Source organism: Streptomyces sp. NPDC029466 (assembly GCF_055574515.1).
In genome coordinates, this window is the sequence record NZ_JBVHZH010000058.1 from 1 (window position 1) to 22,867 (window position 22,867).

Genomic DNA, 22,867 nt, shown 5'->3' on the forward strand with positions numbered 1-22,867 from the left:
GGATCACTCCACTCAACCCCGGCCGCACGCTGAAAGTCCTGCATCGCCTGCTCGATGTCCGGGACCACGAAGCACACATGATAGAAGGCAGTCATCCACCCATGATCAAGCACGTCACCCCAGAGGCCCAGAGGTTAAAAGACAGGCTGTGTGCCGATGTCGGAACCCTTGATCGGTGACTATCTGTGGCCGGTAGGCAAGTCTGCTCACCGGTCGGTCGGGGAGAGGCCCACAGGGGTGCGTGGCGCGGGGCTTAAAGCAGATCTTGCTCTGTGGCACGCGAGAACTGACGGGTGCACAGTGGGCCCGCCTGGAGTCGTTGTTGCCCAGGGCCAGGAAGCCGGGGCATCCCCCGATGTGGACCAGCGGATCTTCGCCGAGTTGCAGGCCAGGCCGACGCCAGGGAACTCGCCGCCGGGGGCCTCAACATTGATTCCATGGTGTGCCGGGCTCACCAGCATGCCGCCGGGGCGCGGGAAAAGGGGCCCTGCAAAAGGAACCGCCCCGGCGGGGTCGGCGTTGAGCCCGACGATCACGGCCTCGGGCACTCGCACGGCGGTCTGACCACCAAGCTGCGCCTGACCGTCGAGCAGGGGCAGAAGCCCATGTCGACGGTGCTGGTCGCAGCCATCAACGAGTGGCTATGACCGGCGCACGCCATGAAGGCTGAAGCCCTGGTCTGCGGTCAGGGCCTGCGCACCTCGTAGTGGAAGCAGCCGTACTCCACCGCCCGTACGTGCACGACTGCGACTTCAGTATCGGCGAAGGCCGTGTGCAGGGCGCGGTCCACGGCAGCCTGTGCCTTGTCGGGGTCGTCCGGCAACTGCACGAGTGTGCCTCCCGTGATCCGGCCTTCGCCGCTGTATCGGCGAAAGACACGCAGGGCCCCGGTCTCGGCGAACGGATAGCCGAAGGATGCATGCGGTCCCGTGCACCGGCCAGTGTGGATGAAAACCGGGCCCACCTCGTCATAGGCCCCCGGGTCGATGCCCACCTCGGCCGCCCACCGACGCAGCGGTGCATAAGACACCAGCGAGATCCGCTCGCCGGCACGGCTCCGGCGCAAGCAGCACCGCAAGGGTGCTCCGTCCATGTCGTACGCGTAGGCACGGGGAATCACGCCGGCATCGTCGCGTTCGCGGAGTCCATCGAGGATGTGGGGAGCAATGGCAGTCGGCTGGTAAGTCATGGTCATCATGCACTCAGGCTGCTTGGCCGACATCGCCAATGCTGGCGCGAAACCGACTTCAAGTTCGGTCAGAGGTCCTCGCCAGCACTGCCGATACACGGGCCAGGTGAGGCTGCTGGCGAGCAGTGAAACCAGACGAAGTGGGCCCTCGCCTACTGGCTCGCCGGGCGTATGGCGGACGGTTCCCTCGACTCTGCGGCCGGCGCCTTCCGGTGGGGCGGTACACGGCCTGACCTGCGGCGTCACCGCGAAACCACTGCGGACCAGGGGGAATTACGCTCGTAGTTCTCGCTGGTCCGCAGTGTTGTCCCTGCACTGTGCCCTGGATGTCCCCGCCGAGGGCACATCCAGGAGGGGCGGCGGACGTCAGTGCTGCTGGGCCTTGCGGCGGCGGAACGCGAGGTAGCCGCCGGCTGCGAGGAGCATGGCAGCTGCCGTGGACAGCAGGCCGATGGGAGCGCCGTTGCCGGTCTCGGCGAGGTCGCCGCCGCCCTGTGCGGACGGGGAAGCCGAGGGTGCGGCAGGCGCTGGGGCGGCGCTGGCGGGGGCGGACGACGTGGGCGCGGCGGTCGGCTGCGCGGGGCTGGACGGGGGAGCGGATGCCGATGGCTTGCCGCCGCCAGGCTGGGTGGTGTCGTCCTCGCAGTCGGTCCAGAAGACCTTGTGCTTGGCCCGGCCGTGCTCGCCGTCAAAGTTCCAGTACAGCTTGTAGTGGCCGTCGGGCAGGGACAGGTCCTGCGTTCGGCTGTGCCCCTCGTCGTCGAGTGTCAGGGAACCGGTCTTCACGGTCGTGCCCTTGACGTCGGCGGTCGGGGCCCAGGCTTCGATGTGCCAGTCGACCTGCTGGCCGCCGTCGAAGCCGAAGGCATCGAGGTAGAAGGTGCAGACGTGGGGCTCGTTCTTGCGGAGTTCCTCGCCGGTCTTGGCGTCGTGGATCTTCACGGTGCCGTTGTCGCCGGGCGTGGCGGCGTGCGCAGAAGGGGCGAGTAGCAGGGCCGCGGCCACGGCGGCCGTGAGCGTGCCTGCGGAAACAAACGGGCGCATGGGCATTCCATCGTGGGAAGAGGAGGGTTGCCGTGGGGGGCGGCTCAGCTTCCTGCGCCCCCAGGAGACCGTCAAGGCACCTCAAAACGCTTATGCCACATAGCGCACTGCTCGCCCCATTAGTCCTGCGTAACGATTGGGTACGGGCACCGCTGCCCTCAACTGCGGCCTCGGTAGGAGGTGGTGGGCGGTGGATCGCGACGAGGGCGGCGTCGTCGCCGAGACGACCGCCGACGTGGGTGCGGAGGTCGCGCCGGATGTGGGGCAGGAGTGTCTCAGGGAGCCCTCGACGCACTGGACGGCCCCTTCCGTGGAGAGGTAGAAGATTCCATCTCGGTCGCGGGCTTCGATGACGCCTTCGGTGTAGGGGAGGAGTGTGTCTCCGGCCTCGATGGAGAACATTCGGACGGGGTCGGCGACGAGCGCGATGTGCGACCCGGTGGGGGCATCGGCGGCCAGCTGAGCGGCCTGGCAGGAGGCTGAGACCCATAGCTGATCACGCTCGGGCGCCTCTGCGCGTAGGGGTCCGTCTGGGGCGGGGTGAGGTCGGTGTGGGGGCCGAAAGAGTTCCGCAATGTGCGGCAAAGGGTGAATTGCGCATCGAGCTGCATACGGTGGGTCCTGGGCGGCGATCATGTCGCACCGGCCACTGTAAGGGGATCGATGTGGAGGGCAGCGACCGTGAGGGCGAGCCCCGTCGTGTCAGGCCGCAGCGACAGCCTGACAAGTCGGCCGGCAGCAGCCCGCCACCCCGAGGGAGCTCCGCACATCGACGGGCCGCCGGCGCCTCCCCACTCACCGAAAAGGCTGCCAAGCCCCGTGCCGGTCGTCGCCGGCGCCTGGCCGCACTGCGGAACACTCCGCCGCCGGGCCCCACACGGCCGGGCTTCTGGCGCAGTCCGTTGCGGGGACCGTGGCTGACGTCGGTGTTCGGGCTGATCCTCCTGGTCGGCATCACCGTGCTGTTCGTGACCGGACTGCTGTCCTACGCCGCGTACAACCCGAACCTGGCACCGGGCAATGACAAGACGCCGGGGAAGGGCTGGCTCGGCTTCTATCTGTTCTCCTGGCCGACCAGCCCGTACTGGCTCTACCGCCTCACTCAGGGAATCCACGTGACGCTGGGCGTGGTGCTGATCCCGATCCTGCTGGCGAAGCTCTGGTCGGTCGTCCCCAAGCTGTTCACCTGGCCGCCGGTGCGTTCACTGAGTCATGCACTGGAGCGGCTCTCGTTGCTGCTCCTCGTGGGCGGGGTGCTGTTCGAATTCGTCACCGGTGTGCTCAACATCCAGCTCCACTACATCTTCCCCGGGTCCTTCTACACCCTGCACTTCTACGGCGCCTGGGTATTCATCGGCGCCTTCGTCGTCCACGTCGCCTTCCGGATTCCCACCATGGCAAAGGCGCTGCGCAGCCGTAGCTTCCGCGGCGTCGTGCGTACCCCCGCCGCACGCACGACGCCCGAAGCGGCGGATGACACCGGCCTGGTGACGCCCCACCCCGCGCCGCCCACGATGTCGCGGCGGGGCGCGCTCGGCCTGGTGGGTGCCGGCTCGCTGGCACTGCTCGTCGTGACGGCCGGGCAAAGCATCGGCGGGGCCCTGCGCAAGACCGCGCTGCTGGCACCGCACGGGCAGGAGCCAGGAAAGGGCCCCAATGGCTTTCAGATCAACAAGACCGCGGCGGAGGTGGGTATCCGTGCCCGCGACATCGGGCCTGACTGGCGCCTGGTCGTACGCGGCCCCGGCCGGGAGCGGATCTTCACCCGCGCGCAGGTGCTGGCGCTGCCGCAGCACACGGCAGCCCTGCCGATCGCCTGCGTGGAGGGCTGGTCCACCGACGACCAGCACTGGAGCGGGGTACGGTTGTCCGACCTGGCAGCCCTGGTCGGACAGCGGCAGAGCCCTCCCGGTGTCTTCGTCGAGTCCGCCCAGCGCGCAGGAGCCTTCAGCTCCACCCACCTGCGCGACAACCAGGTGCGGGACCCCAGGTCACTGCTCGCCCTGCGGGTCAATGGCGCGGACCTCTCCCCGGACCACGGCTATCCGGCGCGGATCATCGTCCCGGCCAACCCGGGTGTGCATAACACCAAGTGGGTCACTCGCCTCACCTTCGGAGCAGCACAGTGAAGGGCTTCCGCACCCGCTACGGCGCCTCCCCGCTGCACCTCTTGCTCGTGCTGTGTTCCTTCGCGCTGGCCGGCTATGCGGGACTCCGGTTGCTGAACGGAGACACGCTCGGCGTCGTCCTCTGGTTCGTGGGCGCCGCGCTCCTGCACGACTTGGTCTTTCTCCCCCTCTACACCGTCACCGACCGAGTGGTGCAATGCGTCTTCCGTCGCAGAAGGGACGCGGCGGACCGCTCGCCCTCACTGACAGGCCGGATCAACTACATCCGCGTGCCCGCCTTCGTGGCCCTCCTGCTGCTCCTCGTCTGGTATCCGCTCATCCTGAACCGGGTCCCGGGCTTCACCTCGTACACCGGACTGCCGGCCGACGTGTTCTGGGGCCGCTGGCTGCTGATCACGGCTGCCCTCTTCGCAGCCTCCGCAGTGTGTTTGCTGGTCGCCATGTGGCGTGCGCGTTCGCCCCGGCCGAGAGCGCACGAAGCCCCTCCGAAGGCGCCCGGCCGACACCAGGCGTAACCAAGGCCGCCAGTTCCGAGAAAGGGCCGGAGCGGATCGGGAGCCTGGTGTCTCCTCGTGGAGGCCTGTTGCTGGTGGAGGCGGCCTCGCAGGACGTCGAGGAACGGTTGCGTGTGCGGTTCGATGACGGGCGTGGCCGCCTTGGAATGCCCTTCCCTGGGCCCGTGTCGGCGTTGCCGCGTTGCGTCGCACGGCAGCGGTCACCGGGTGGCAGCCGGGCGAACACTGGTCGGTCGGCGACCGCCACTTCCTGGAGCTGAAGCGGTCCGCCGGCTCTCGCCCGGCACACACGCGACATCAAGGCTGAGCGAGGTTGCAGCAGCGGGCACGGCGTTGCCGGATGGCGGCTCCCGGTCCGGACCCGGGCCGTGCAGCCGTCACCAGCCGGTCAGCAAAAGGTGGTTGACGAGGAGGGCGAGGACGGCCTGGGCGGCCAGCCACCGGGCATGAGCCCGGCGTGGGAGCAGCGCGCAGGCGGGGAGCAGCCAGACCGCGAAGGTCAGCCAGATCCGTTCGGTCTCTGCCTTGCTCATTCCGGACAGATCCGCGAGCAGCATCATGCACAACGCCGCGGCGACCAGCACCGACAGTGCACCACGCCCGGCCGGTGACCTACGCCGCATCCCTCGCACGGCCGGCCGCAGAGGTCCGGCGGTTCGGCACAGTCCCGCGACCGTGGCCAGGCCCACTGTCAGCACCTGAGCGGCCAGGTTGGCCCAGATGAAGTAGCCGTATGGGCGAACCTTGGCGGCGCCCTGGTAGTAGCGCTCGACGAGGGCCGTGTAGCCGTCAAGCCACCAGAATCCGGCGGCGGTGAAGGCCGCCACCCACGGCAGCACTCCCAGGATCACCAACGGAAGGGGACGGGCCGACCGGGCGAGGAGGAGGACGGCGGCACCGAGCACGACGAGGACCGTCAGGCCGTAGGAGAGGTACCAGGCAAGCCCCATGAGCAGACCGGCGCCCACAGCCGCGAGGCCGGGCCTGCGCGTGGTGCGGGTGGCCGCCAGCGCGAGCAGCGCCACCGCACAGGCGGAGACACCGGCGAAATAGCCGTCGGCACTGACACCGATCCACACCGCCGCCGGGGCCAGCACCAGGAACGGGGCCGCTCGCCGGGCCAGTTGCTCACCACACAGCGCCCGCACGGTCACCACGACCGCGGCCGCGAACGACGACCCGACGGTGATGCACCAGGCTGCCGCCCAGGCGCCGCCGTCCAACCCGATACGGTCCAGGCCGACGAACGTCAGCAGTGCGCCGGGCGGGTGGCCGGCCACATGCGCCGGCCAGATGTGGGGCGAGCCGACCAGGATGTGGTGCGTGAAGTCCTGGAGGAAAGCGGGCACATCGTGCACGTCGTTCACCGACTGCAGGTATTCCAAACCGGTGGTCAGCCGCTCGGCGATGCCACGCCCCCAACCGTCCACGAGCGCCAGCGACCACGTCCATGCCATTGCCGCGCCCCAGACAGCCGGCACCAGCGCCCGCCACGACAGGCGCCGCGCAGTCGGCGGGCCGTAGACCACCACCAGCGCGGCGACAGCGAGAGCCGCCGGCGTCCCCGGACCGACATGCGGCAGCCACCACGCATACAGCGGAGGCCACCCCAGCCGCAGAATCCCCTCCGCACCGTAAACGGTCCTGTTGACGAGTCTTCCGATGAGCACCGCCAGCGCGAACAGCACGACCGCGGCCACCACCGCCCACACATCGCGTCGGCACTCCCGCTTCTGCGCACTCATCGTCACCGCGTGAGCCGGGAAGGCTGACCGTTCGCTGACCTTACGGTTCGACACAGCGGATCACATCGTTCGCGGTATGGGCGGCTCGCTCCGGCCGGCGGTGTTCTGCTCATCGTGATGGCCCGGCGGCCGAGCCGGCGGCAGCGGCACGATCGGTCGCCGACGACCACCCCGACAGCCGAACAGGCCGCTGCGGCGCGAGCCGGTGGGCCTCAGCGGATCGCGGCCCGCGCGGACTTCGGCCTGCTGACGGTGGCGGCCGCACCGCCCGGCGAGGCCCAGCCTGCGGCAGAAGGCTTACGCATTCCTGATGTTCCGGCGCCGTTCGGTCGCCGGGCGGGCCCGTGGCCGTACGGTCGGTGGCATGTTGGTCCTGGTAACCGGAGGCGCGGGCTTCATCGGTTCGCACGTCGTCACCGCTCTCACCGGCGCCGGGCACGGTGTGCGCGTGCTCGACGCGCTGTTGCCTGCCGCGCACCGCACGTCCCCGCCGATCCCCGACGGGGTGGACTGGAGACATGCGGACGTCCGCGACCCGGCGGCCGTCGCCGAGGCCCTGCGGGGGGTCGACGCCGTCTGCCATCAGGCGGCGATGGTCGGGCTCGGCAAGGACTTCGCCGACGCCCCGGCCTACGTGGGCTGCAACGACCTGGGCACCGCGGTGCTGCTGGCAGGTATGGCCGGGGCCGGGGTGCGGCGTCTGGTGCTGGCGAGTTCGATGGTGGTCTACGGAGAAGGGCGCTACGAGTGCCCGGAGCACGGTGTCGTACGGCCGGGGCCGCGCACGGTGGCCGACTTGGCGGCAGGACGTTTCGAACCGCCCTGCCCGAGGTGTGGTGAGACGCTCGCGCCCGGCCTGGTGGCCGAGGACGCCCCGCTTGATCCGCGCAACGTCTATGCCGCCACCAAGCTCGCGCAGGAGCACCTCGCCTTCGCGTGGGCGCGAGCCGTCGGCGGGCGGGTGGCCGCGTTGCGCTACCACAACGTGTACGGGCCCGGGATGCCGCGTGACACCCCGTACGCCGGCGTCGCCGCGCTGTTCCGGTCCGCGCTGGAGCGCGGTGAGGCACCGCGGGTGTTCGAGGACGGTGGCCAGCGGCGGGACTTCGTCCATGTCAGGGACGTGTCCCGGGCCAACCTCGCGGCCCTGGACGGTCTGCCCGGTCTGCCGGAGGGAACCACGCAGACGTACAACGTCGGCAGCGGCGAGCCGCACACGGTGGGGGAGATGGCCGCCGTCCTGGCAGCGGCGCACGGCGGGCGGACTCCGGTTGTCACGGGGGAGTACCGGCTCGGCGACGTCCGCCACATCACCGCCTCCTCGCGCAGGCTGCGTGACGAACTGGGCTGGAAGCCGGAGGTCGCGTTTGCGGAGGGAATGGCGGAGTTCGCGACGGCCTCGCTGCGAGCCGGCTGACGTTCCCCCCGGCCCGAATGCCGGCCCCGACGCACACGAAGGGCCGGCCCCTTCCCGTACGGATTCACCGCCACCGAGTCTCGCACCGGCATTTCGGCATTCGGCATTCGGCGGAAGCATCAGAGGATGTCAGCGATCCGTAGGTTCCCTTCCACCCCCTATGTCCCCTTTGCCTCCGTAGGGTGAGTGGCATGACCGAGACATCCCCTTCTTCGGCTTCTCCTGTGGACGTGGTGCTGCCCTGCCTCGACGAGGCCGAGGCCCTGCCGTGGGTGCTGAGCCGAATCCCCTCGGGCTGGCGCGCGATCGTCGTCGACAACGGCTCCGTCGACGGCTCGGCGGACCTCGCCCGCGCCCTCGGGGCGTATGTCGTCCACGAGCCGCGACGCGGCTTCGGCGCCGCCTGCCACACGGGCCTGACTGTCGCCACCGCCGACGTCGTCTGCTTCTGCGATTGCGACGCCTCCCTCGATCCCGCCCTTCTGCCCGCTGTCGGCGGGCCCGTTCTCGACGGTTCCACCGACCTTGTACTGGGCCGCCGCAGGCCCGTGACACGCCGCGTCTGGCCACTGCACGCCCGCCTGGCCAACCTGGAGCTGGCCCGTCTGATCCGCCGGCGTACCGGACTGCCGCTGCACGACCTGGGCCCGATGCGCGCCGCCCGCCGCCAGGCCCTGCTCGCTCTGGACCTGACCGACCGACGCTCCGGCTACCCGCTCCAGATGGTGGTCCGCGCCGCCGACGCAGGCTGGCGCGTGGCGGAGACGGATGTGCCGTATCACCCGCGCACCGGCCGCTCGAAGGTCACCGGTACCTGGCGGGGCACCTGGCAGGCGGTACGGGACATGCGCGCCGTCCTTGCCGAGCGGCCCGTCACCGACCGGGTGTCCGCGGCGATCACCCCAGGAACCGGGCGATGAGCGCCCGGCTTACGGACACGCTGCTGGTCATCGCCAAAGAACCGGTGCCGGGGCGGGTCAAGACGCGGCTCACCCCGCCCTACACGCCCCAGGAGGCGGCTGCGCTGGCCGAGGCAGCCCTTGCCGACACCCTGCACACGGTGCTCAGCGCCCCCGTCCGGCGCCGAGTCCTTGTTCTCGACGGTGTGCCCGGCCCCTGGCTGCCGCCCGGATTCGACATCGTGCCCCAGGGCACCGGCGGCCTGGACGAGCGGATCGCGGCCGCCTTTGGCCACTGTGACCGTGGACCGGCACTCTTGGTTGGGATGGATACCCCCCAACTGACCACGGACCTCCTTGCGGGGGTCGGCCGAGACGGCACCGATGCCTGGTTCGGGCCGGCCGCGGACGGCGGATTCTGGGCGCTGGGTTTCGCCGACCCGGCGCGCGCCGCAGCCCTTGTGCGCGGCGTGCCGATGTCCACCGACCGCACCGGGGCGATCCAGCGGCGCCGACTTGCCGAAGCGGGGCTGAGCGTGTGCGAGCTGCCGGTGCTGCGTGATGTGGACACCGCCGCCGACGCCGCCGAGGTCGCCGCCTGCTGCCCTCCCGGCTCACGCTTCACCACCACCCTGAACTCGCTGGCGGAGGCCGGTCGGTGAGCGGCACGGGAGCGGTAGCGACTCAGGCCCGCGCCGGGTGGACAACGCGGACTGCGGCCCGAAGGTAGGTCCTGCTACCGAAGCAGTGGCCGGCACCGGCGGTGCCCGGGCACCGCGGTGGGCACCCGTTACCGGTGTGTTGGCAGACCGCTCACCGCTGTGGCCTGGCGGCGTCGTCGTCTTGGCCGTCGGGTGTGCGGCGGGCAAGGTCATGGGCGAAAGGCCACCAGCAGATCAACCAGGTAGGTCTCCTCGACCGCGTCATCAGGGAAGGCATCGTTCAGCAGCCTGCGTTCATCGGTGAAGAACGTACGCCTACGAGCCTCGTCCAGGACGAGGAAGGCTGAGCGGCTGCCGATGTTGGCCAAGTGCATGTCGAGGGGGACCACCCGGGTCCAGCGCACCTGGCGGCGTGTGACCCGCAGACCTGTCAGGCCCGCCAGCCGGATGGCGTCGCTGTCGCCGGGGCGCGTGGCGGGCCTCGATGGCGTTCCGCAGCAGCGCGCGATGCGCTCGTGCTGGGCACGGATCCACGGAACGTCGAAGGCGGTGGTGTTCCACCAGATCGCCAGTGCACCGGCTGGGCTCAGGACACGCAGCGCTTGCGGGACGGAGCGGGTCGGATCGGTCCACTGCCAGGACTGCGCGTAGGCGATGAGGTCGCAGGAAGCGTCGGCCAGAGGCAAGGCATTGCCGTCTCCACGTACGACCAGCACCTCCGGAAGCGCCCTGCGGCACTCGCGGGCCATGGCCTCGCCGGGCTCGACAGCGATCACCTCGGCACCTCTCTCGCGCAGCAGCGCGGTGGCAATCCCGGTGCCCGCGCCGACATCGGCGACACGGGTACCGGCCAGGCGGTCACCGATGAGTTCCTCGATGGCATCGAAGAGCGCAGGCGGATACGAAGGCCGGCCGGCCGCGTACTGGGCGGCGGCCATATTGAACGACTGTGCGCGGGAGATGGCTGTCATCTCCCCATCATCAAGCCGCACTTGGGCAACAGGAGACCGATCGCCACCAACTCGGCGATCACTTCCGGTCACAGCATGGGTGGGGCGCCGGCGGTCGAAGCGCGTCCCGAGGTTCTCCCCCGGGGCGGGGCGGGGCGGGGCAGTGCAGGTGCAGTGACCGCCAGGGCGAGACAGCCACTCCGGCCCACCGGCCTGGGGATGTCCGGAAGCCGCGGTTTCGCGCGCGCGTTCCTCGTTGCTCGGAGCCGCCGGGAAAACGGGTTCCTACGGCTGACCGCTGGGTCATGGCATGGGGCGTTGTGCGGTGACCGTGAAGTAGTCGAGGCTGCCTTCACGGTAGGCCCGCAGGAAGTTGCGAGGCCAGGTACCGGGCTCCCAATTGCGTGCCAGCCAGCGGTCCCAGCCCGGCCATACCGACGCCCCGATCGGGGTGGCGCGGACCCCGGTCAGGCCGGCCCGTTCGAGGCTGCCGGTGAGCTGCGGGATGGTGTGTGCGACGTCCAGGCCGGTGCGGTAAGTGTCGAGCAGTTCGGCCAGCCGCTCGGGTCGGGCCGGGTCGGCGTCGGGGACGAAGAAGCTGGTGATGACGGCGCGCCCGCCGGGCCGCAGTACGCGTGCGGCCTCCCGGGCGAATGCGTCGAGATCACGGAAGTGCTGGGCGGCTTCCACGGTGTACAGGCAGTCGAACTCTCCGTCCGCGAACGGCATGCTTTCGGCTGCTCCGTGTGCGAAGCGCAGCTGTTCGGGGCGGCGGGCCAACAGATTGGCGTTGGCCTGTTTCGCCCGCTTGAGCTGCTGCGGATGGATGTCCATGCCGGTGACGTGCGCGAAGCCGTACTCCTCGAGCGCAACGGCGCAGCCGACCCCCAGCCCGGAGCCGACCTCCAGGACCCGCGGCCCCTCTACGGGCGCCAAGGCGGCCAGCACGTGACGGTACATGGCCTGTTGGCTGCTGATCCGGTCGTGTTCGGTGAGCGGCCGGTCGAGGTCGATGCCCTTCCAGTAGCCGAAGTTGATGAATCCCCCACCGAACAGGGACATCGAGCTGAGATCCGCCGGACCGTACGCTTCCTGCACTGCGGGCGGGATCGGGTACGGGGTCGCCCCGGGATACTGCGTCATCTGAACCTCCGCGATATAGAGCGCGCCGCTACGGAGCGACCGCATACCGAGTCCTACCCAGGAGCGGCTGGCCGCGGTCATGGACGGCTTGCGCGAGCGCGGGCTCGTCGACGCCGACGGCCGGTGCACCGAAAATGAGTCGATTGAGTGAGACGGGACAGCGTCCTTCGCTGACGGCATCCACTCGGCCGGATCCTTGTCCCCCTTGGTCCGGTGGGGCCCAGGCTGACCGCGAGGAGACTGCGCTCCGCGCTCAGCTCGTTGGCGTACTGCTCGCGGCGCTCCGGTGCCCACTTCGAGGCGCCGGAGCCCCACGCTTCGGCGAAGGGCACGAGGTCGATGTCGAGTTTGCGGGCGTCGGTGAAGGTCTTGTCGTCGTAGTACGAGCGCCGGCTTCCGCCGGTCAGGTTGCAGCTCTGCCCTGCCGCGGCTTCTTCACAGCCTCGGCCACCCGCGTCGGTCCACAGACGGAACTTCTCCCGCTCATACCCGCTACGGGATTCGCGGGCCACCGTCAACCGGCTTATCGCGTCCGCCAGGCGCTGCGTGCCGTTCTGTTCCTCGGTTGACCTCCGCTCGCGCGGGGAGCATAGATCGAGTCCCGGCAGCAGCTCGTCCGCGAGTCGGTCGAACAGCTGCGGGACCAGATCGCCCGTCTCACCGTAGCCGGGTAGGGAGGCCCTGGCCGCAGTCGGCCGCGACCACCGAACTGGGGCCTAGCTGCTTTTCTTGGCTGAGAGGCGCTGGCGGAGACGTGCTCACGTACTCTCCGTGCCCGCCCCCGCAGACCGACCTGCCCGCCAGGTGGAACGATGAGCTGCCGGGGATTCCACATAACCCATTGAACGCCAGGGCAAGGCTGCGGGTCCCTCGGGTCACCAGTTCGGGGTATGCCCGACGATCTCGATGATCGAGGTGAAGTCTTCCCAGGTCGGCGACAGATGTAGTGAACCCCAGACCTGCTGGCTGAGCATACGCAGAGGATTCTCGATGTCGGCCGCGATCTGCTCCTCGTTCCTCGTGTCGAAGTCGCACCAGATGTGGATCTTCGAGCCGAGGTTCTTCTCCGCGGAGGCCGGGTCGAGCACGTCGTTCTTCGCGAACAGGTCAGGCTGCCACTCCTCGTACCCCCACCTCACGTCCGGCCGGACCACGGAGTGCTGCTGGAGGACGTAGTCCCGTCTCACTGAAGGATCGTCACCGCTGGCGCGGCCCCCCGGGACAGGAGAGCCCCGCCACCAGCGTTCACGTAGCGGTCAGGTGCGGCGGTTTCCGGTTCCCTCCTCGGAGTGGTTTGGTCCAGCCACTGGGCCGCTGCCGGTGATCTTCCGGTTGCCTCTCGGACAGCAGGCATGGTGCGTACGAGCAGTCCATGCGCCGACACGCGCACAGCAGAGGGGCCACTATGACCGACGCGACGGTTCTGTTCGCGGTACACGAGTTCCCACAGGGTCAAGGCGTCGCCGCCGAGCAACTGCGCAGAATCCGCAACGAGTTGGAGAACCGAGGCATTGACGTGCGCTGGGCCACCACAGCCGACGACGCCCAGGCAGTGCTGCGAACCGAGGCGGGCACGGCTGCCGTCGTGCTCGACTGGGACCTTCCCCAGGCCGCCGGAGAAGGCGGCGAAACAGGCGGTGCCGAGGTACTGCGCCACGTCGGCCGACGCTTCCAGAATCTCCCCGTCTTCCTGGTCACGAACGGCGAAGACCTGGAACACCTGCCCTTGTGGGTGGCCGAAACGGTGATCGGCTACATCTGGCCGCTGGAGGACACCGCGCCCTTCATCGCCGGACGCATCGCCGGCGCCGCCCGCGGCTACCAGCACGACCTGCTACCCCCGTTCTTCAAGGCTCTGCGCCGCTTCGACCACGCGCACGAGTACTCCTGGCACACCCCTGCCCACTCCGGCGGTGTCGCCTTCCTCAAGTCCCCCGTCGGCCGGGCCTTCCACGACTACTTCGGGGAACGGCTGCTGCGCAGCGACCTGTCCATCTCCGTCGGGGAACTCGGTTCCCTCTTCGAACACACCGGCCCGGTAGGTGCCGCCGAGCGCAATGCCGCCCGCGTCTTCGGCGCCGACCGCACCTACTTCGTACTCCACGGCGACTCCACCTGCGACCGGATGGTCGGTCACTTCAGCGTCACCCAGGACGAGATCGCACTGGTGGACCGCAACTGCCACAAGTCGGTGCTGCACGGTCTGGTCCTCTCTGGAGCCCGGCCGGTCTACCTGGTCCCCACCCGCAACGGCTACGGTCTGGCAGGCCCCCTGCCGCCCGCCGAGATTCAGGCACCCTCGGTCGCCTCCCGGGCCGGCCGCAACCCACTGGCCCAGGGCGCCGTCTCGCCCACGGCCCAGTACGCGGTGCTGACGAACTCCACCTACGACGGCCTGTGTTACGACACCGTCCAGGTCGCCCAGGCCCTCGCACCCAGTACCCCTCGGCTCCACTTCGACGAAGCCTGGTTCGCCTACGCCCGCTTCCATCCCCTTTACGCCGGCCGCTACGGCATGGCGGTGGGCCCCGAAACCTTCCCCGGACCCGAACGTCCCACAGTCTTCTCCACCCAGTCCACCCACAAGCTGCTGGCCGCCCTGTCACAGAGCGCCATGGTGCACATCAAATCCGCACCCAGGGCGCCGGTGGAGCACGACCGGTTCAACGAGGCGTTCATGATGCACGGCACCACCTCACCGCTGTATCCGATGATCGCCTCCCTCGACGTGGCCACCGCGATGATGGACGGTCCCCAGGGCCGCTGCCTCATCGACGAATCGGTGACCGAAGCCATCCGCTTTCGCCAGACGGTCGTACGCGTCGCCCGGCGCATCGCCGCCGTCGACGACCGGCCCGACTGGTTCTTCGGCGTCTGGCAACCCGAGGCCGTGACCGACCCGGCCACCGGCGAGCGTCTCCCCTTCGCCGACGCCCCCCTGGAACTGCTGCGCACCGATCCGTCCTGCTGGCAGCTGGAGCCCGACGCCGACTGGCACGGCTTCACCGGACTGACCAAGGGCTACTGCCTGCTCGATCCCATCAAGGTCACCCTCACCTGCCCCGGCATCGACGCCACCGGACAGATGTCCCCCTGGGGCATCCCCGCCCGCATCCTCACCGCCTACCTGGCCACCAGGGGCATCGTGGTGGAGAAGACCGACAGCTACACCACGCTCATCCTCTTCTCCATGGGGATCACCAAGGGCAAGTGGGGAACCCTGATGGACGCCCTCATGGACTTCAAAACGCTCTACGACCACGACGCACCCCTGGAGCGGGTACTGCCGGAGCTGGTCGCCGCCCACCCCCACCGCTACACCGGCCAGACCCTGCGTGAGTTGTGCCAGGAGATGCACGACCACCTGCGCGGTGCCCGCCTGGTCGAGCTGCTCGACACCGCATTCCAGGAGCTGCCCGAGCCCGTCACCCCGCCCCAGCACTGCTATCAGCGCCTCATCCGCGGCGGCACCGAGCGGGTAAGGCTGACCGACGCGGCCGGCCGGGTGGCCGCTGCCATGGTCACCGTCACCCCGCCGGGCATTCCCGTCCTCATGCCCGGCGAAAACACGGGCGCCCCCGACGGTCCGCTGCTGCGGTACCTGACCGCCCTGGAGTCCTTCGACCGGCGCTTCCCCGGCTTCCACAGCGAGACCCACGGCGTCACCGTCGCTGCGGACACCGGCGACTACCTCATCGAATGCGTACGCCAGATCCCCGCCCAGCAAACCGGCCGCACCACCGGAGAACACCACACGACACCGACGCCGCACCCGGTCGGCCCCCAACGGCCCACAGACTGACGGCAAGGCACCGGGTCCCCCCCGCCTCCCCCGGGGCGGGCGGGGAGCGGTCGTCGAACCGCGAGCGGGGGGACTCGACCACCCGCATCGGGCCGAGGGCGTTGGTGACCATGACGTCGACGAACATCTCCGTCGGGACCGCGCCGATGCGGACGTTGCTCCGCGTGCTGGCGGCGTTGACGAACAGCAGGTCCAGAGTGCGGTCCGCCAGACGTCCGCGTCACGCGGCGATCTGCTCGGGCTCCGTCATGTCCAGCGACTCGACGGTGACGCGGCCCTCGGACGCCTCGGCCAGGTCGTGCAGGCCGGTGCGCCGATCGCCCCGGGCGGTTCCGATGACGTCCCACCCCGGTGGGCGTACTCGATGGCCAGGCCGAGCCCGAGGGCCCGGGACGCCCCGACGATGAGGGCGGTCCGGGCCCTCATGCCTGGACCGCCGGCGTGAGGACCTGCTCGCACCACTCGCGGAACGCCGTTGGGCTCGCGGTCTGCGGGGTGCGCCGCACCCCGTCGTCGAGGCCGTCGTCCTTGGCCCGCATCATGTCGAGGTAGCCCTGCACGAGCGCGTCCCCCATGCCTCGTCCCGCGAGCGCATCGCGCAGGTCGTCGAACGTCTGCCGTTCGTAGCGGATCGGGCGGCCCAGGACGTCGGACATGATGCGCGCCAAGTCGTTCGGCGAAAGGTCCTCGGGGCCCAGCACCGGGACTTCGCCCGTCCCCGCCCACGAGCGGTCGAGCAGCAGGTCGGCGGCGGCCGCGGCGATGTCCCGGGTGGCGACCGCCGGCCCCTTGCGGTCGGCGGCCGCGGTGCCCGTGAACACGCCGTGGTCGCGGATCGAAACCGCCTGCCACAGCAGGTTGTCGAAGAAGGTCGGGTTGGCGAGCGCCCGGTAGGCCACGCCCGTCCCCGCGATGAGGTCGTCCATGGCCAGCGACGCCGTCACGTGCCCGGCGCGGCCGGCGACGGGGGTGCCCCGGCCGAGCGCCGAGACGCCGACGACGTGTCCGACTCCGTGAGTCGTGAAGGCCTCAGCGGCAGCGCGGGTGAAGTGGGAGTACATGGCGTCCAGGCTCGGTGCCTGTGTGTGTGAGGGGACCAGCCAGAAGACGGCGTCCGCGCCGGTGAAGGCCCGGTCGACGACCTCCGCGTCGCCGTGCGAACCGGTGACGACGTCGACCCGGGCGCGGACCGCGTCGGGGAGTCTCCCCGGGTCACGCACGATGACGCGCAGCTCTTCGCCGCGGGCCCGGGTCTCGTCGAGGAGGATCTCCAGGAGCCGGCCGCCGATCTGGCCGGTGGGAGCGGTAATGACGATCATGCTTCGAGTCTCGGGCCGGCCGTTGGCGGCGTCCAATACCCTTGGAGACGATTGATACCTTCAGGGTATGGATCTGGATCTTCGCAAGCTCCGCTACTTCGCCACGCTGGCCGAGCACCGGCACTTCGGCCGTGCGGCGGAACAGCTCTACATCGCCCAGCCGGTGCTCAGCCGCCAAATCAAGTCTCTGGAGCAGGAGTTGGGGTGCACGCTGCTCTTACGGACCACCCGCAGCGTGGAGCTGACCGCCGCCGGCACACAGCTCTACGAGGAGGCGCAGCAGATCCTCCGGTCCGTCGCAGCGGTGGTCCGCCGCGTACAGGACGTCGATCAAGGCGTCCAACGGCTGGTGGTCGCCTTCTCGCCGGGGCTGCACGTATCGGAGGCGATCCGGGCGTTCACGTCGCACCACGCGGACGTCGAGATCGACGTCGTCCCGGCACGCTGGTGGGAGCAGGACCGGCCGCTGCGGGACGGCCGGGCCCAAGTCGGCTACCTGCGGCGGCCGTTCGATGAATCGGGCTTGCGCATCATTCCCATCGGTCACGATCCCAGGGTCGCCTGCATGCCCGCGACGCACCCCCTGGCGGGCCGTCCGGAACTCACCTCCGCAGACCTCGACGGCGAGCGGATGCTCGACGCACCGCAGCGGCGGACGTCGTCGCTGGAAGAAAAGTTCGAGCTCATCGCCTCCGGGCACGGCATCGCCCTCATCCCGCTGAGCGTCGCGCGGTCCTACTCCCGCCCCGACCTCGTCCACCTCCCCGTCACAGACGCCCCGGGGATCGAGACTTGCCTGGCGGTTGCCACGGACCGGCGCGAGAGACTACTGCGTGACTTCGTCGAGATCGCCACCGCGACACTGCGGCCTGCTTGAGCGGCTCGCACGCCACGTTCTGCGCGACCGCGCACGCAACCATGACGGCCGGCCCAAGCCCACCGCCGTCTCGCGGGACAGCACGGGCGGCCGGCTCAGCATGACGGAGGAGGACGCACGCCGCGGCCGGTGGCGATCGTCGCCCCAGAGCGTCGATCACCTGTCAGTGGTGCCGGCGCAGTCCACAACGCCGGTTGGTGACCGGCAGGAACGGCCGCAGCCGTTCCCACTCGGCATCTGTCAGATCACCCGCCCCAGTCGGCAGCGACCAGCTCACCAGCCGACAGGCACGTGATCTGCCGAACAGGCCCAGCGTGCGGGCCTACTTCGCCGGGTTCGTCAGCTCCGTGCCGAAGCGGCCCTTCGTCGCCGGGGAACCCAGGTCATTGGGGTCGATGAGTGACGAGTTCTTGGCGCTCAGCCCGTCGGTGCCCGCGTACAGCAGGGCCGCCGCGCCGACGCCCTTGGTGCGGTTCGGGATGCCCACGGCCAGGTCCGCCTTGCCGTCACCGTTGTAGTCGGCCGGGGAGACGGACGTACCGAACTTGTCGTTGCCCTCCATGGAGCCGGGGACGCCCTCGGTGTCGAGCGAGAAGGTCTGCGCCCCCTTGTCGGTCAGCCAGTTCTCGGTGCCCTTGAGCACGTTGATGGCACCGGCGTTGTTATAGCCACCGGGCGCCTCGGCGCCGGTGTTGCTGACCACCAGGTCGTCGTGGCCGTCGCCGTCGAAGTCGGCGAGCCGGATGGCCTCGCCCTCCTGCGCCTTGCCCTTCCAGTCCACCGGCTTGTCGGAGTCGAGCCCGTCGGCGGTGCCGGGGTAGGTGCGCAGCTTCTGCTCTTGCGGACCGTCCGAGAAGCCGGTGTCTGTGACGACGTCCTCCTTCCCGTCGCCGTTGATGTCGCCGACCACGGGGCGGTAGTGCGCGAACGGCAGTGGGATGTCCTTGCCCAGCGGCGTGCTCTTCAGGCCCCCAGGTGAACCGGGCAGCACGCCGAGCGTGCCCTCGTCGGAGGGCGAGTCCTGGGAGGCGACGGTGACGAGATCGGTGTAGCCGTCCCCGTTGATGTCGCCGGAGGCCAGGTGTTCGACGCTGACGCCGCCGCCGGGCGGGGTGACGCTGGTCATCTTCGGGGTCGCGGTCTGCCGCAGGTTCTTCGCGCCCTTGACGAGCTGTACCTTCTCGCCGTCGGAGGTGGCGATGTCGCTGAGGCCGTCCTTGTTGTGGTCGCCCACGGCTATCTGGTCGCCGAAGTGCGCGTTGGCGGCGACCTTCGGCGCGTGGAAGGCGATGGCGTCGCGGGACAGGCCGCTCTTGGAGCCGAAGACGATCGTGACGGAACCGGCCTGCGTAGTGCTGCCGATGGCCTCGTTGTTCGCGGCGACGACCAGGTCGGCGTAACCGTCCCCGTCCACGTCGCCACGCACCACGGTCGAGCCGAAGCCGTCCTTGGCCTCCGGGGTGCCGGGCACGCCCGCGCTGGCCTGCGTCAGTGTGCTGTGTCGCTTGGTGTCGACGCCACCCTTGGCGCCGTAGGTCACGCCTACGTAGCCTGCCTTGGACTTCCCGGAGACGGTGCCCTCGGGTGCTCCCACGCCGAGGTCGGCGTGGCCGTCGCCGTCGAGGTCGCCCTGGGTGGCCTTGCTCCGCTTGGCGGAACTCGTGGAGGGCTGGTCCTGGCCCCGCCCGTTGCCGTCCGCCGGTGCTGCCATGGCGCCGCCGGCCGCGGCCGCGACTAAGGCGGCGCCCACAGCGCCTGCCACCATGCTCCTGGTTCGGTTGCGCACAAATCCTCCAACGGGTAACACATCAGTCGCCCCTCGGATCCGTCCCGCTGAGCTATGGGCCCGGTGGGACGGAAGGGGCTGCAGGGATAGACGGAAACAAAAGCGGGACGGTTGCAGAATGAACAGAAAATAACTCGGTCCAACACATTCGCGCAGCGCACGGTAACTCCGTTGCGTGGCACCGCACTTGGCGCATAGCACCCGCTCCTCGATTCACTCCTTCATGCCGCACAGCAAGTGGTCGACCAGCGTTCCGGTGATGCTCAACCGCCTGCCCCGGCGGCCGGTCTTCGGTAGATGCGGTACGAATCGTGCCCACTCATCGTTCGTCAGGCTGCCCCGTCCGCCCTCCCGCCCCGCCTCACGAACAGGACAGGGTCCGGGGCGAGACGGTCACATGATCCGCCGGACAGATCCGCGAGGGCAGAACGGGCCCAAGAAGGGGATCGCTGGGCCCGTTGGGGGCGTGAGACGGGGAGGCGACTGGTGCGTGACGGGCGCCGCTCACCGCGTTGCCCCGGGCCCCGGGCGGCTGGCTCGGGGAACAGGTCGTCCACGATGCGGAGCCGGCCGCTCTGCGGCCGGCGTACAAGCAGATCTGTCGGGTGCGGTGCAACGCGGCAGGGCCTGTCCCGGCCCCGTGTGCGGGTGATCAGGGGTACAGCCCGTCGTCGGGCCGCGGGGACGGTCAGGCTGCCGGCGCGAATGCGGTGATGGCGTCGACGAGGTCGGCCGGGGCTTCCAGCGGGATCAGGTGACCGGTGTGGGGGACCACCACGAAGTCGGCTTGGGAGAGGTAGGGCACCAGGTTGTCGCGGAGCACGCCGACGGGCTCCACCTGGTCGTGTTCCCCGGCGACGACGAGAGCGGGCACGCTGACCATGCGCGTGTGCTCGGTGATGTCCTGCGCGATGCCGCGCTGCGGCCACTCGGTGCGGGCGGCGTCGGTGACGGTCCGCGAATCGGTCACGATCTGCGCCTTGACCGGAGCGGGCAGCTCGGTCGCGGTGAGGACGTGATCCCGTGCCCCCGCCACGGACTCGGCGGAGTCGTAGGCGTGCGACAGGGCTTCCTGGTACTCGGGAGTGACCTGTGCGGCGGGCTTCGCCGGGCCGGAGCCGACGAGAACGATGCCGCGCAAGCCGGCGGGCCGGGTGGCCGCGACCAGCTGTGCGACCTTACCCCCCATCGAATGCCCCACCAGGACGTAGTCGGTGACCCCCGCATCCGCGAGCACGGCGAGCGTGTCGTCGGCGAGCTGACCGAGCGTATAGGGACCGGGCAGAGCGCTCGACCGGCTCCACCCGCGGAAGTCGACCGTGAGCACGTCACGGCCCGCCAGGCGGTCGACGACGAGGTCCCAGGTGCGGGCAGAACCACCCCAATAGTGCAGGAACACCAGAGTCGGCCCGGTCCCCGGCCGATGGTCGTAAGCGGGCAGAAGCGTCTGCTGCGTCGTGTTCATGATGGCTCTTCCGGTCGATGCTGTAGGCGATTGCCCTGTGTATTCATTGAAACTTCTGCACCCGGAGGGGACATCGGCATGACTGGTCGCCCGATGGTGAAAACTGGACACGTGAGCGTGATCCGGCAGATGACCTACCAGCCCGCAGGACGCCGTGCCGCCTCGGTCGAGACGATGACGTTCGGCAGCCTTCGCGAGCTGAACGACGGCGGCACGCAGCGCGCCGACTTCCACGTCCTTGCCGTCATCGACGCCGGACCCGGCTCAGTCACGGTCGATTTCCACCTCCACCCGCTCCAAGATCGGTCCGCGGTGTGGATTCCCCCCGGCGCGGTGCACCGGTGGGACGACATCGCCGAAGTGGCAGGACACCTCGTGCTGTTCGTGCCGACCGCGCCGGTCACCCACACCACCCGAGAACTCGTCGCCTCCCCGGACCTGGCCGCGCACTGGAGCATCCCCGACGCCGACTGGCCCTTCGTCGACACGGCGCGCAGCCATCTCCTCCTCGAAGCATCCGCCCCACCCAGTGACTCCTCGACGGAGCTGCCCGAAATCCTGCTCTCCGCGCTCATCGCCCGGCTGCACCCACCGCACGCCGAAGCACGGCTCACACATCCGGTGTTCCGGTTGTTCCGCTCCAGCGTCGAAGCGCACTTCCGGCAACACCACGATGCCGGCTACTACGCCCGTGCGCTGGGATACGCGCCCCGCACCCTCTCACGAGCGGTGCAGCAGGCCACCGGCCGCACCGCGAAGGCGTACATCGCCGAACGGATCACTCTGGAAGCCAAGCGGCTCCTCGCACACGACCGCCTCACCGCCGCCCGCTGTGCCGACATACTCGGCTTCTCCGACGCATCCAACTTCTCGGTGTTCTTCCACAAGGCCACAGGCAAACGCCCGGGCGCGTGGCAGGCGACGGTGGCCGCCGAGTGAGGAGGTGCCCACAAGAACACTCACATCTGTGATCACGTGCCGTCACAACCCCATGATCACCGGAACTCCGCGCTCACCTCTCTGTATCGGTGTGCCACCGTGCCTACCCGCGCGACCTCTAAGCCTCGATGCTTTGGGCTGCCCACGGGATGTCCCGGAAGTACCCGACGGCCACTGCGAATGGCGCTTCAGGCGCATGCTCGACTCCGACAGCACGCGCCAGCTCATCGTCGGTAAGCTTGGTGGTCAGGCCGCCGCGCGAGCGCCCGAGACCGTGGTCGTCCGGCTCGACGCTGATACCGCCGGGCGGCTCGACCTGCAGATCCCCCTTTTCCTCGCCCCCGCGGCATGCTGATGGGCCCGGCATACAGTGGAGTCGACGTCGAGATCACAGGTGATGAGCTCCCTGGCGTCGGCCTGGGCCTGCGGTTCAGCGAAGCCCCGCTGCCAGGTGCCGTCCCGCCGCCAGCGGCGAGGACGAAGTCCCTGCCGAGTTCCAGGACGACCGCTGGCTCGCCGCCCTGCCTCGGGACTGACCAACCAACAGCCTCTCAAGCCACTTCCGAGCCCGCGCCCAGTCCCGCCTGCGGGCGTACATGCAGCCCGGCGCCTACGTTGACGGTCCCACGGCTCAAGGCCGTCCTCGCTACCGCGGACCCGGCCCTGCGGGAAGCAGTGGCTGGGCTGAACCACCCGGCCCCGTTCGCACCTGTGCAAGCCTTGCCGGCAACGACGGAGACGGGGGCGCGGGCGGCGACGACGCGGTGCTGCCGGCCACCTGGATAGTCCTGACCCTGCTGGCCCGGCGCATCGAGCAGCTGATCGGGCAGAACCGGTCCTGGAACAGCATCTGGCCCGGCTCGTCGAACATCACTTCCTGCAGCTGCTCACCCCGGTGGGCATCGGACCGGGCACCGCCGTCACCCTGCTGATCACGATGGGGGGCACCCCGGAGCGCTTGGGCGGCGAGGTGTCCTTCGACGCGC

Annotated in this window: 19 protein-coding genes and 1 pseudogene; 10 read left to right on the forward strand and 10 right to left on the reverse strand. The window is 69.7% G+C overall.

Annotated elements, in window-relative coordinates; genetic code table 11:
* The first annotated feature begins 437 nt into the window (after positions 1 to 437).
* Complete coding sequence (locus ACZ4XD_RS32490; RefSeq protein ID WP_468048042.1) at positions 438 to 647, forward strand: hypothetical protein; 210 nt, start codon at positions 438 to 440, stop codon at positions 645 to 647.
* 38 nt (positions 648 to 685) lie between these two features.
* Here ACZ4XD_RS32490 and ACZ4XD_RS32495 read toward each other — a convergent pair whose 3' ends face one another.
* Positions 686 to 1,198 carry a DUF1203 domain-containing protein gene (locus tag ACZ4XD_RS32495; protein WP_468048044.1) on the reverse strand — a complete coding sequence of 171 codons (513 nt, stop codon included), beginning with the start codon at positions 1,196 to 1,198 and terminating at the stop codon, positions 686 to 688.
* Between the two features lie 357 nt (positions 1,199 to 1,555).
* The gene (locus tag ACZ4XD_RS32500) at positions 1,556 to 2,233 is read right to left on the reverse strand and encodes an LPXTG cell wall anchor domain-containing protein (protein ID WP_468048046.1); all 678 of its coding nucleotides are present in this window, start codon (positions 2,231 to 2,233) and stop codon (positions 1,556 to 1,558) included.
* Between the two features lie 270 nt (positions 2,234 to 2,503).
* On the opposite strand from ACZ4XD_RS32500, the gene ACZ4XD_RS32505 reads away from it, so the two are divergent.
* The 3 genes from ACZ4XD_RS32505 to ACZ4XD_RS32515 all read left to right on the forward strand — a co-directional run bounded on the left by ACZ4XD_RS32505 (position 2,504) and on the right by ACZ4XD_RS32515 (position 4,877).
* A complete protein-coding gene (locus ACZ4XD_RS32505) occupies positions 2,504 to 2,716 on the forward strand; it encodes a hypothetical protein (protein ID WP_468048048.1) in 213 nt (70 codons plus the stop codon).
* Between the two features lie 356 nt (positions 2,717 to 3,072).
* Positions 3,073 to 4,362: a molybdopterin-dependent oxidoreductase gene (locus ACZ4XD_RS32510; protein WP_468048124.1), complete on the forward strand. Its 1,290-nt coding sequence runs from the start codon at positions 3,073 to 3,075 to the stop codon at positions 4,360 to 4,362.
* Entirely contained in the window at positions 4,359 to 4,877 is a 519-nt protein-coding gene (locus tag ACZ4XD_RS32515; protein ID WP_468048050.1) for a hypothetical protein, read from the forward strand. The genes ACZ4XD_RS32510 and ACZ4XD_RS32515 overlap by 4 nt, the downstream gene beginning before the upstream one ends.
* A gap of 377 nt (positions 4,878 to 5,254) precedes the next feature.
* Here ACZ4XD_RS32515 and ACZ4XD_RS32520 read toward each other — a convergent pair whose 3' ends face one another.
* A complete protein-coding gene (locus tag ACZ4XD_RS32520; protein WP_468048052.1) occupies positions 5,255 to 6,622 on the reverse strand; it encodes a hypothetical protein in 1,368 nt (455 codons plus the stop codon).
* A gap of 364 nt (positions 6,623 to 6,986) precedes the next feature.
* Between ACZ4XD_RS32520 and ACZ4XD_RS32525 the strand changes: the two genes are divergently transcribed.
* From ACZ4XD_RS32525 to ACZ4XD_RS32535, 3 genes are all read left to right on the forward strand, one after another.
* Entirely contained in the window at positions 6,987 to 8,039 is a 1,053-nt protein-coding gene (locus ACZ4XD_RS32525; protein WP_468048054.1) for an NAD-dependent epimerase/dehydratase family protein, read from the forward strand.
* Positions 8,040 to 8,230: 191 nt separating this feature from the next.
* On the forward strand, positions 8,231 to 8,959 hold the full coding sequence (locus ACZ4XD_RS32530) for a glycosyltransferase family 2 protein (protein WP_468048056.1): 729 nt from the start codon (positions 8,231 to 8,233) through the stop codon (positions 8,957 to 8,959).
* Positions 8,956 to 9,600 (forward strand): TIGR04282 family arsenosugar biosynthesis glycosyltransferase, encoded by a 645-nt coding sequence (locus tag ACZ4XD_RS32535; protein ID WP_468048058.1) that lies wholly within the window; start codon positions 8,956 to 8,958, stop codon positions 9,598 to 9,600. The genes ACZ4XD_RS32530 and ACZ4XD_RS32535 overlap by 4 nt, the downstream gene beginning before the upstream one ends.
* Positions 9,601 to 9,809: 209 nt before the next feature.
* Here ACZ4XD_RS32535 and ACZ4XD_RS32540 read toward each other — a convergent pair whose 3' ends face one another.
* The 3 genes from ACZ4XD_RS32540 to ACZ4XD_RS32550 all read right to left on the reverse strand — a co-directional run bounded on the left by ACZ4XD_RS32540 (position 9,810) and on the right by ACZ4XD_RS32550 (position 12,880).
* Positions 9,810 to 10,571 (reverse strand): class I SAM-dependent methyltransferase, encoded by a 762-nt coding sequence (locus ACZ4XD_RS32540; protein ID WP_468048059.1) that lies wholly within the window; start codon positions 10,569 to 10,571, stop codon positions 9,810 to 9,812.
* Between the two features lie 282 nt (positions 10,572 to 10,853).
* Positions 10,854 to 11,693, reverse strand: coding sequence for a class I SAM-dependent methyltransferase (locus ACZ4XD_RS32545; RefSeq protein WP_468048060.1), 840 nt, complete (start codon positions 11,691 to 11,693; stop codon positions 10,854 to 10,856).
* Between the two features lie 875 nt (positions 11,694 to 12,568).
* Positions 12,569 to 12,880 carry a hypothetical protein gene (locus ACZ4XD_RS32550; protein ID WP_468048061.1) on the reverse strand — a complete coding sequence of 104 codons (312 nt, stop codon included), beginning with the start codon at positions 12,878 to 12,880 and terminating at the stop codon, positions 12,569 to 12,571.
* Positions 12,881 to 13,098: 218 nt separating this feature from the next.
* On the opposite strand from ACZ4XD_RS32550, the gene ACZ4XD_RS32555 reads away from it, so the two are divergent.
* Entirely contained in the window at positions 13,099 to 15,495 is a 2,397-nt protein-coding gene (locus ACZ4XD_RS32555; protein ID WP_468048062.1) for an Orn/Lys/Arg family decarboxylase, read from the forward strand.
* Between the two features lie 422 nt (positions 15,496 to 15,917).
* On the opposite strand, the gene ACZ4XD_RS32560 is transcribed toward ACZ4XD_RS32555, so the two are convergent.
* A complete protein-coding gene (locus ACZ4XD_RS32560; RefSeq protein ID WP_468048063.1) occupies positions 15,918 to 16,814 on the reverse strand; it encodes an NAD(P)H-binding protein in 897 nt (298 codons plus the stop codon).
* A gap of 67 nt (positions 16,815 to 16,881) precedes the next feature.
* Here ACZ4XD_RS32560 and ACZ4XD_RS32565 point away from each other — a divergent pair, with 67 nt between their 5' ends.
* Positions 16,882 to 17,691 (forward strand): LysR family transcriptional regulator, encoded by an 810-nt coding sequence (locus ACZ4XD_RS32565; RefSeq protein WP_468048064.1) that lies wholly within the window; start codon positions 16,882 to 16,884, stop codon positions 17,689 to 17,691.
* Between the two features lie 322 nt (positions 17,692 to 18,013).
* Here the strand turns inward: ACZ4XD_RS32565 and ACZ4XD_RS32570 are convergent, their stop codons facing one another.
* Positions 18,014 to 19,456: an FG-GAP-like repeat-containing protein gene (locus tag ACZ4XD_RS32570; RefSeq protein WP_468048066.1), complete on the reverse strand. Its 1,443-nt coding sequence runs from the start codon at positions 19,454 to 19,456 to the stop codon at positions 18,014 to 18,016.
* Between the two features lie 709 nt (positions 19,457 to 20,165).
* Positions 20,166 to 20,942, reverse strand: a complete 777-nt coding sequence (locus tag ACZ4XD_RS32575) for an alpha/beta fold hydrolase (RefSeq protein ID WP_129246604.1) — start codon at positions 20,940 to 20,942, stop codon at positions 20,166 to 20,168.
* A gap of 111 nt (positions 20,943 to 21,053) precedes the next feature.
* Between ACZ4XD_RS32575 and ACZ4XD_RS32580 the strand changes: the two genes are divergently transcribed.
* The gene (locus ACZ4XD_RS32580; protein ID WP_468048068.1) at positions 21,054 to 21,881 is read left to right on the forward strand and encodes a helix-turn-helix domain-containing protein; all 828 of its coding nucleotides are present in this window, start codon (positions 21,054 to 21,056) and stop codon (positions 21,879 to 21,881) included.
* A 235-nt stretch (positions 21,882 to 22,116) separates the two neighbouring features.
* Here the strand turns inward: ACZ4XD_RS32580 and ACZ4XD_RS32585 are convergent.
* Positions 22,117 to 22,352 (reverse strand): annotated as a pseudogene (locus ACZ4XD_RS32585) (IS5 family transposase); the annotation flags it as partial.
* Between the last annotated feature and the right edge of the window lie 515 nt (positions 22,353 to 22,867).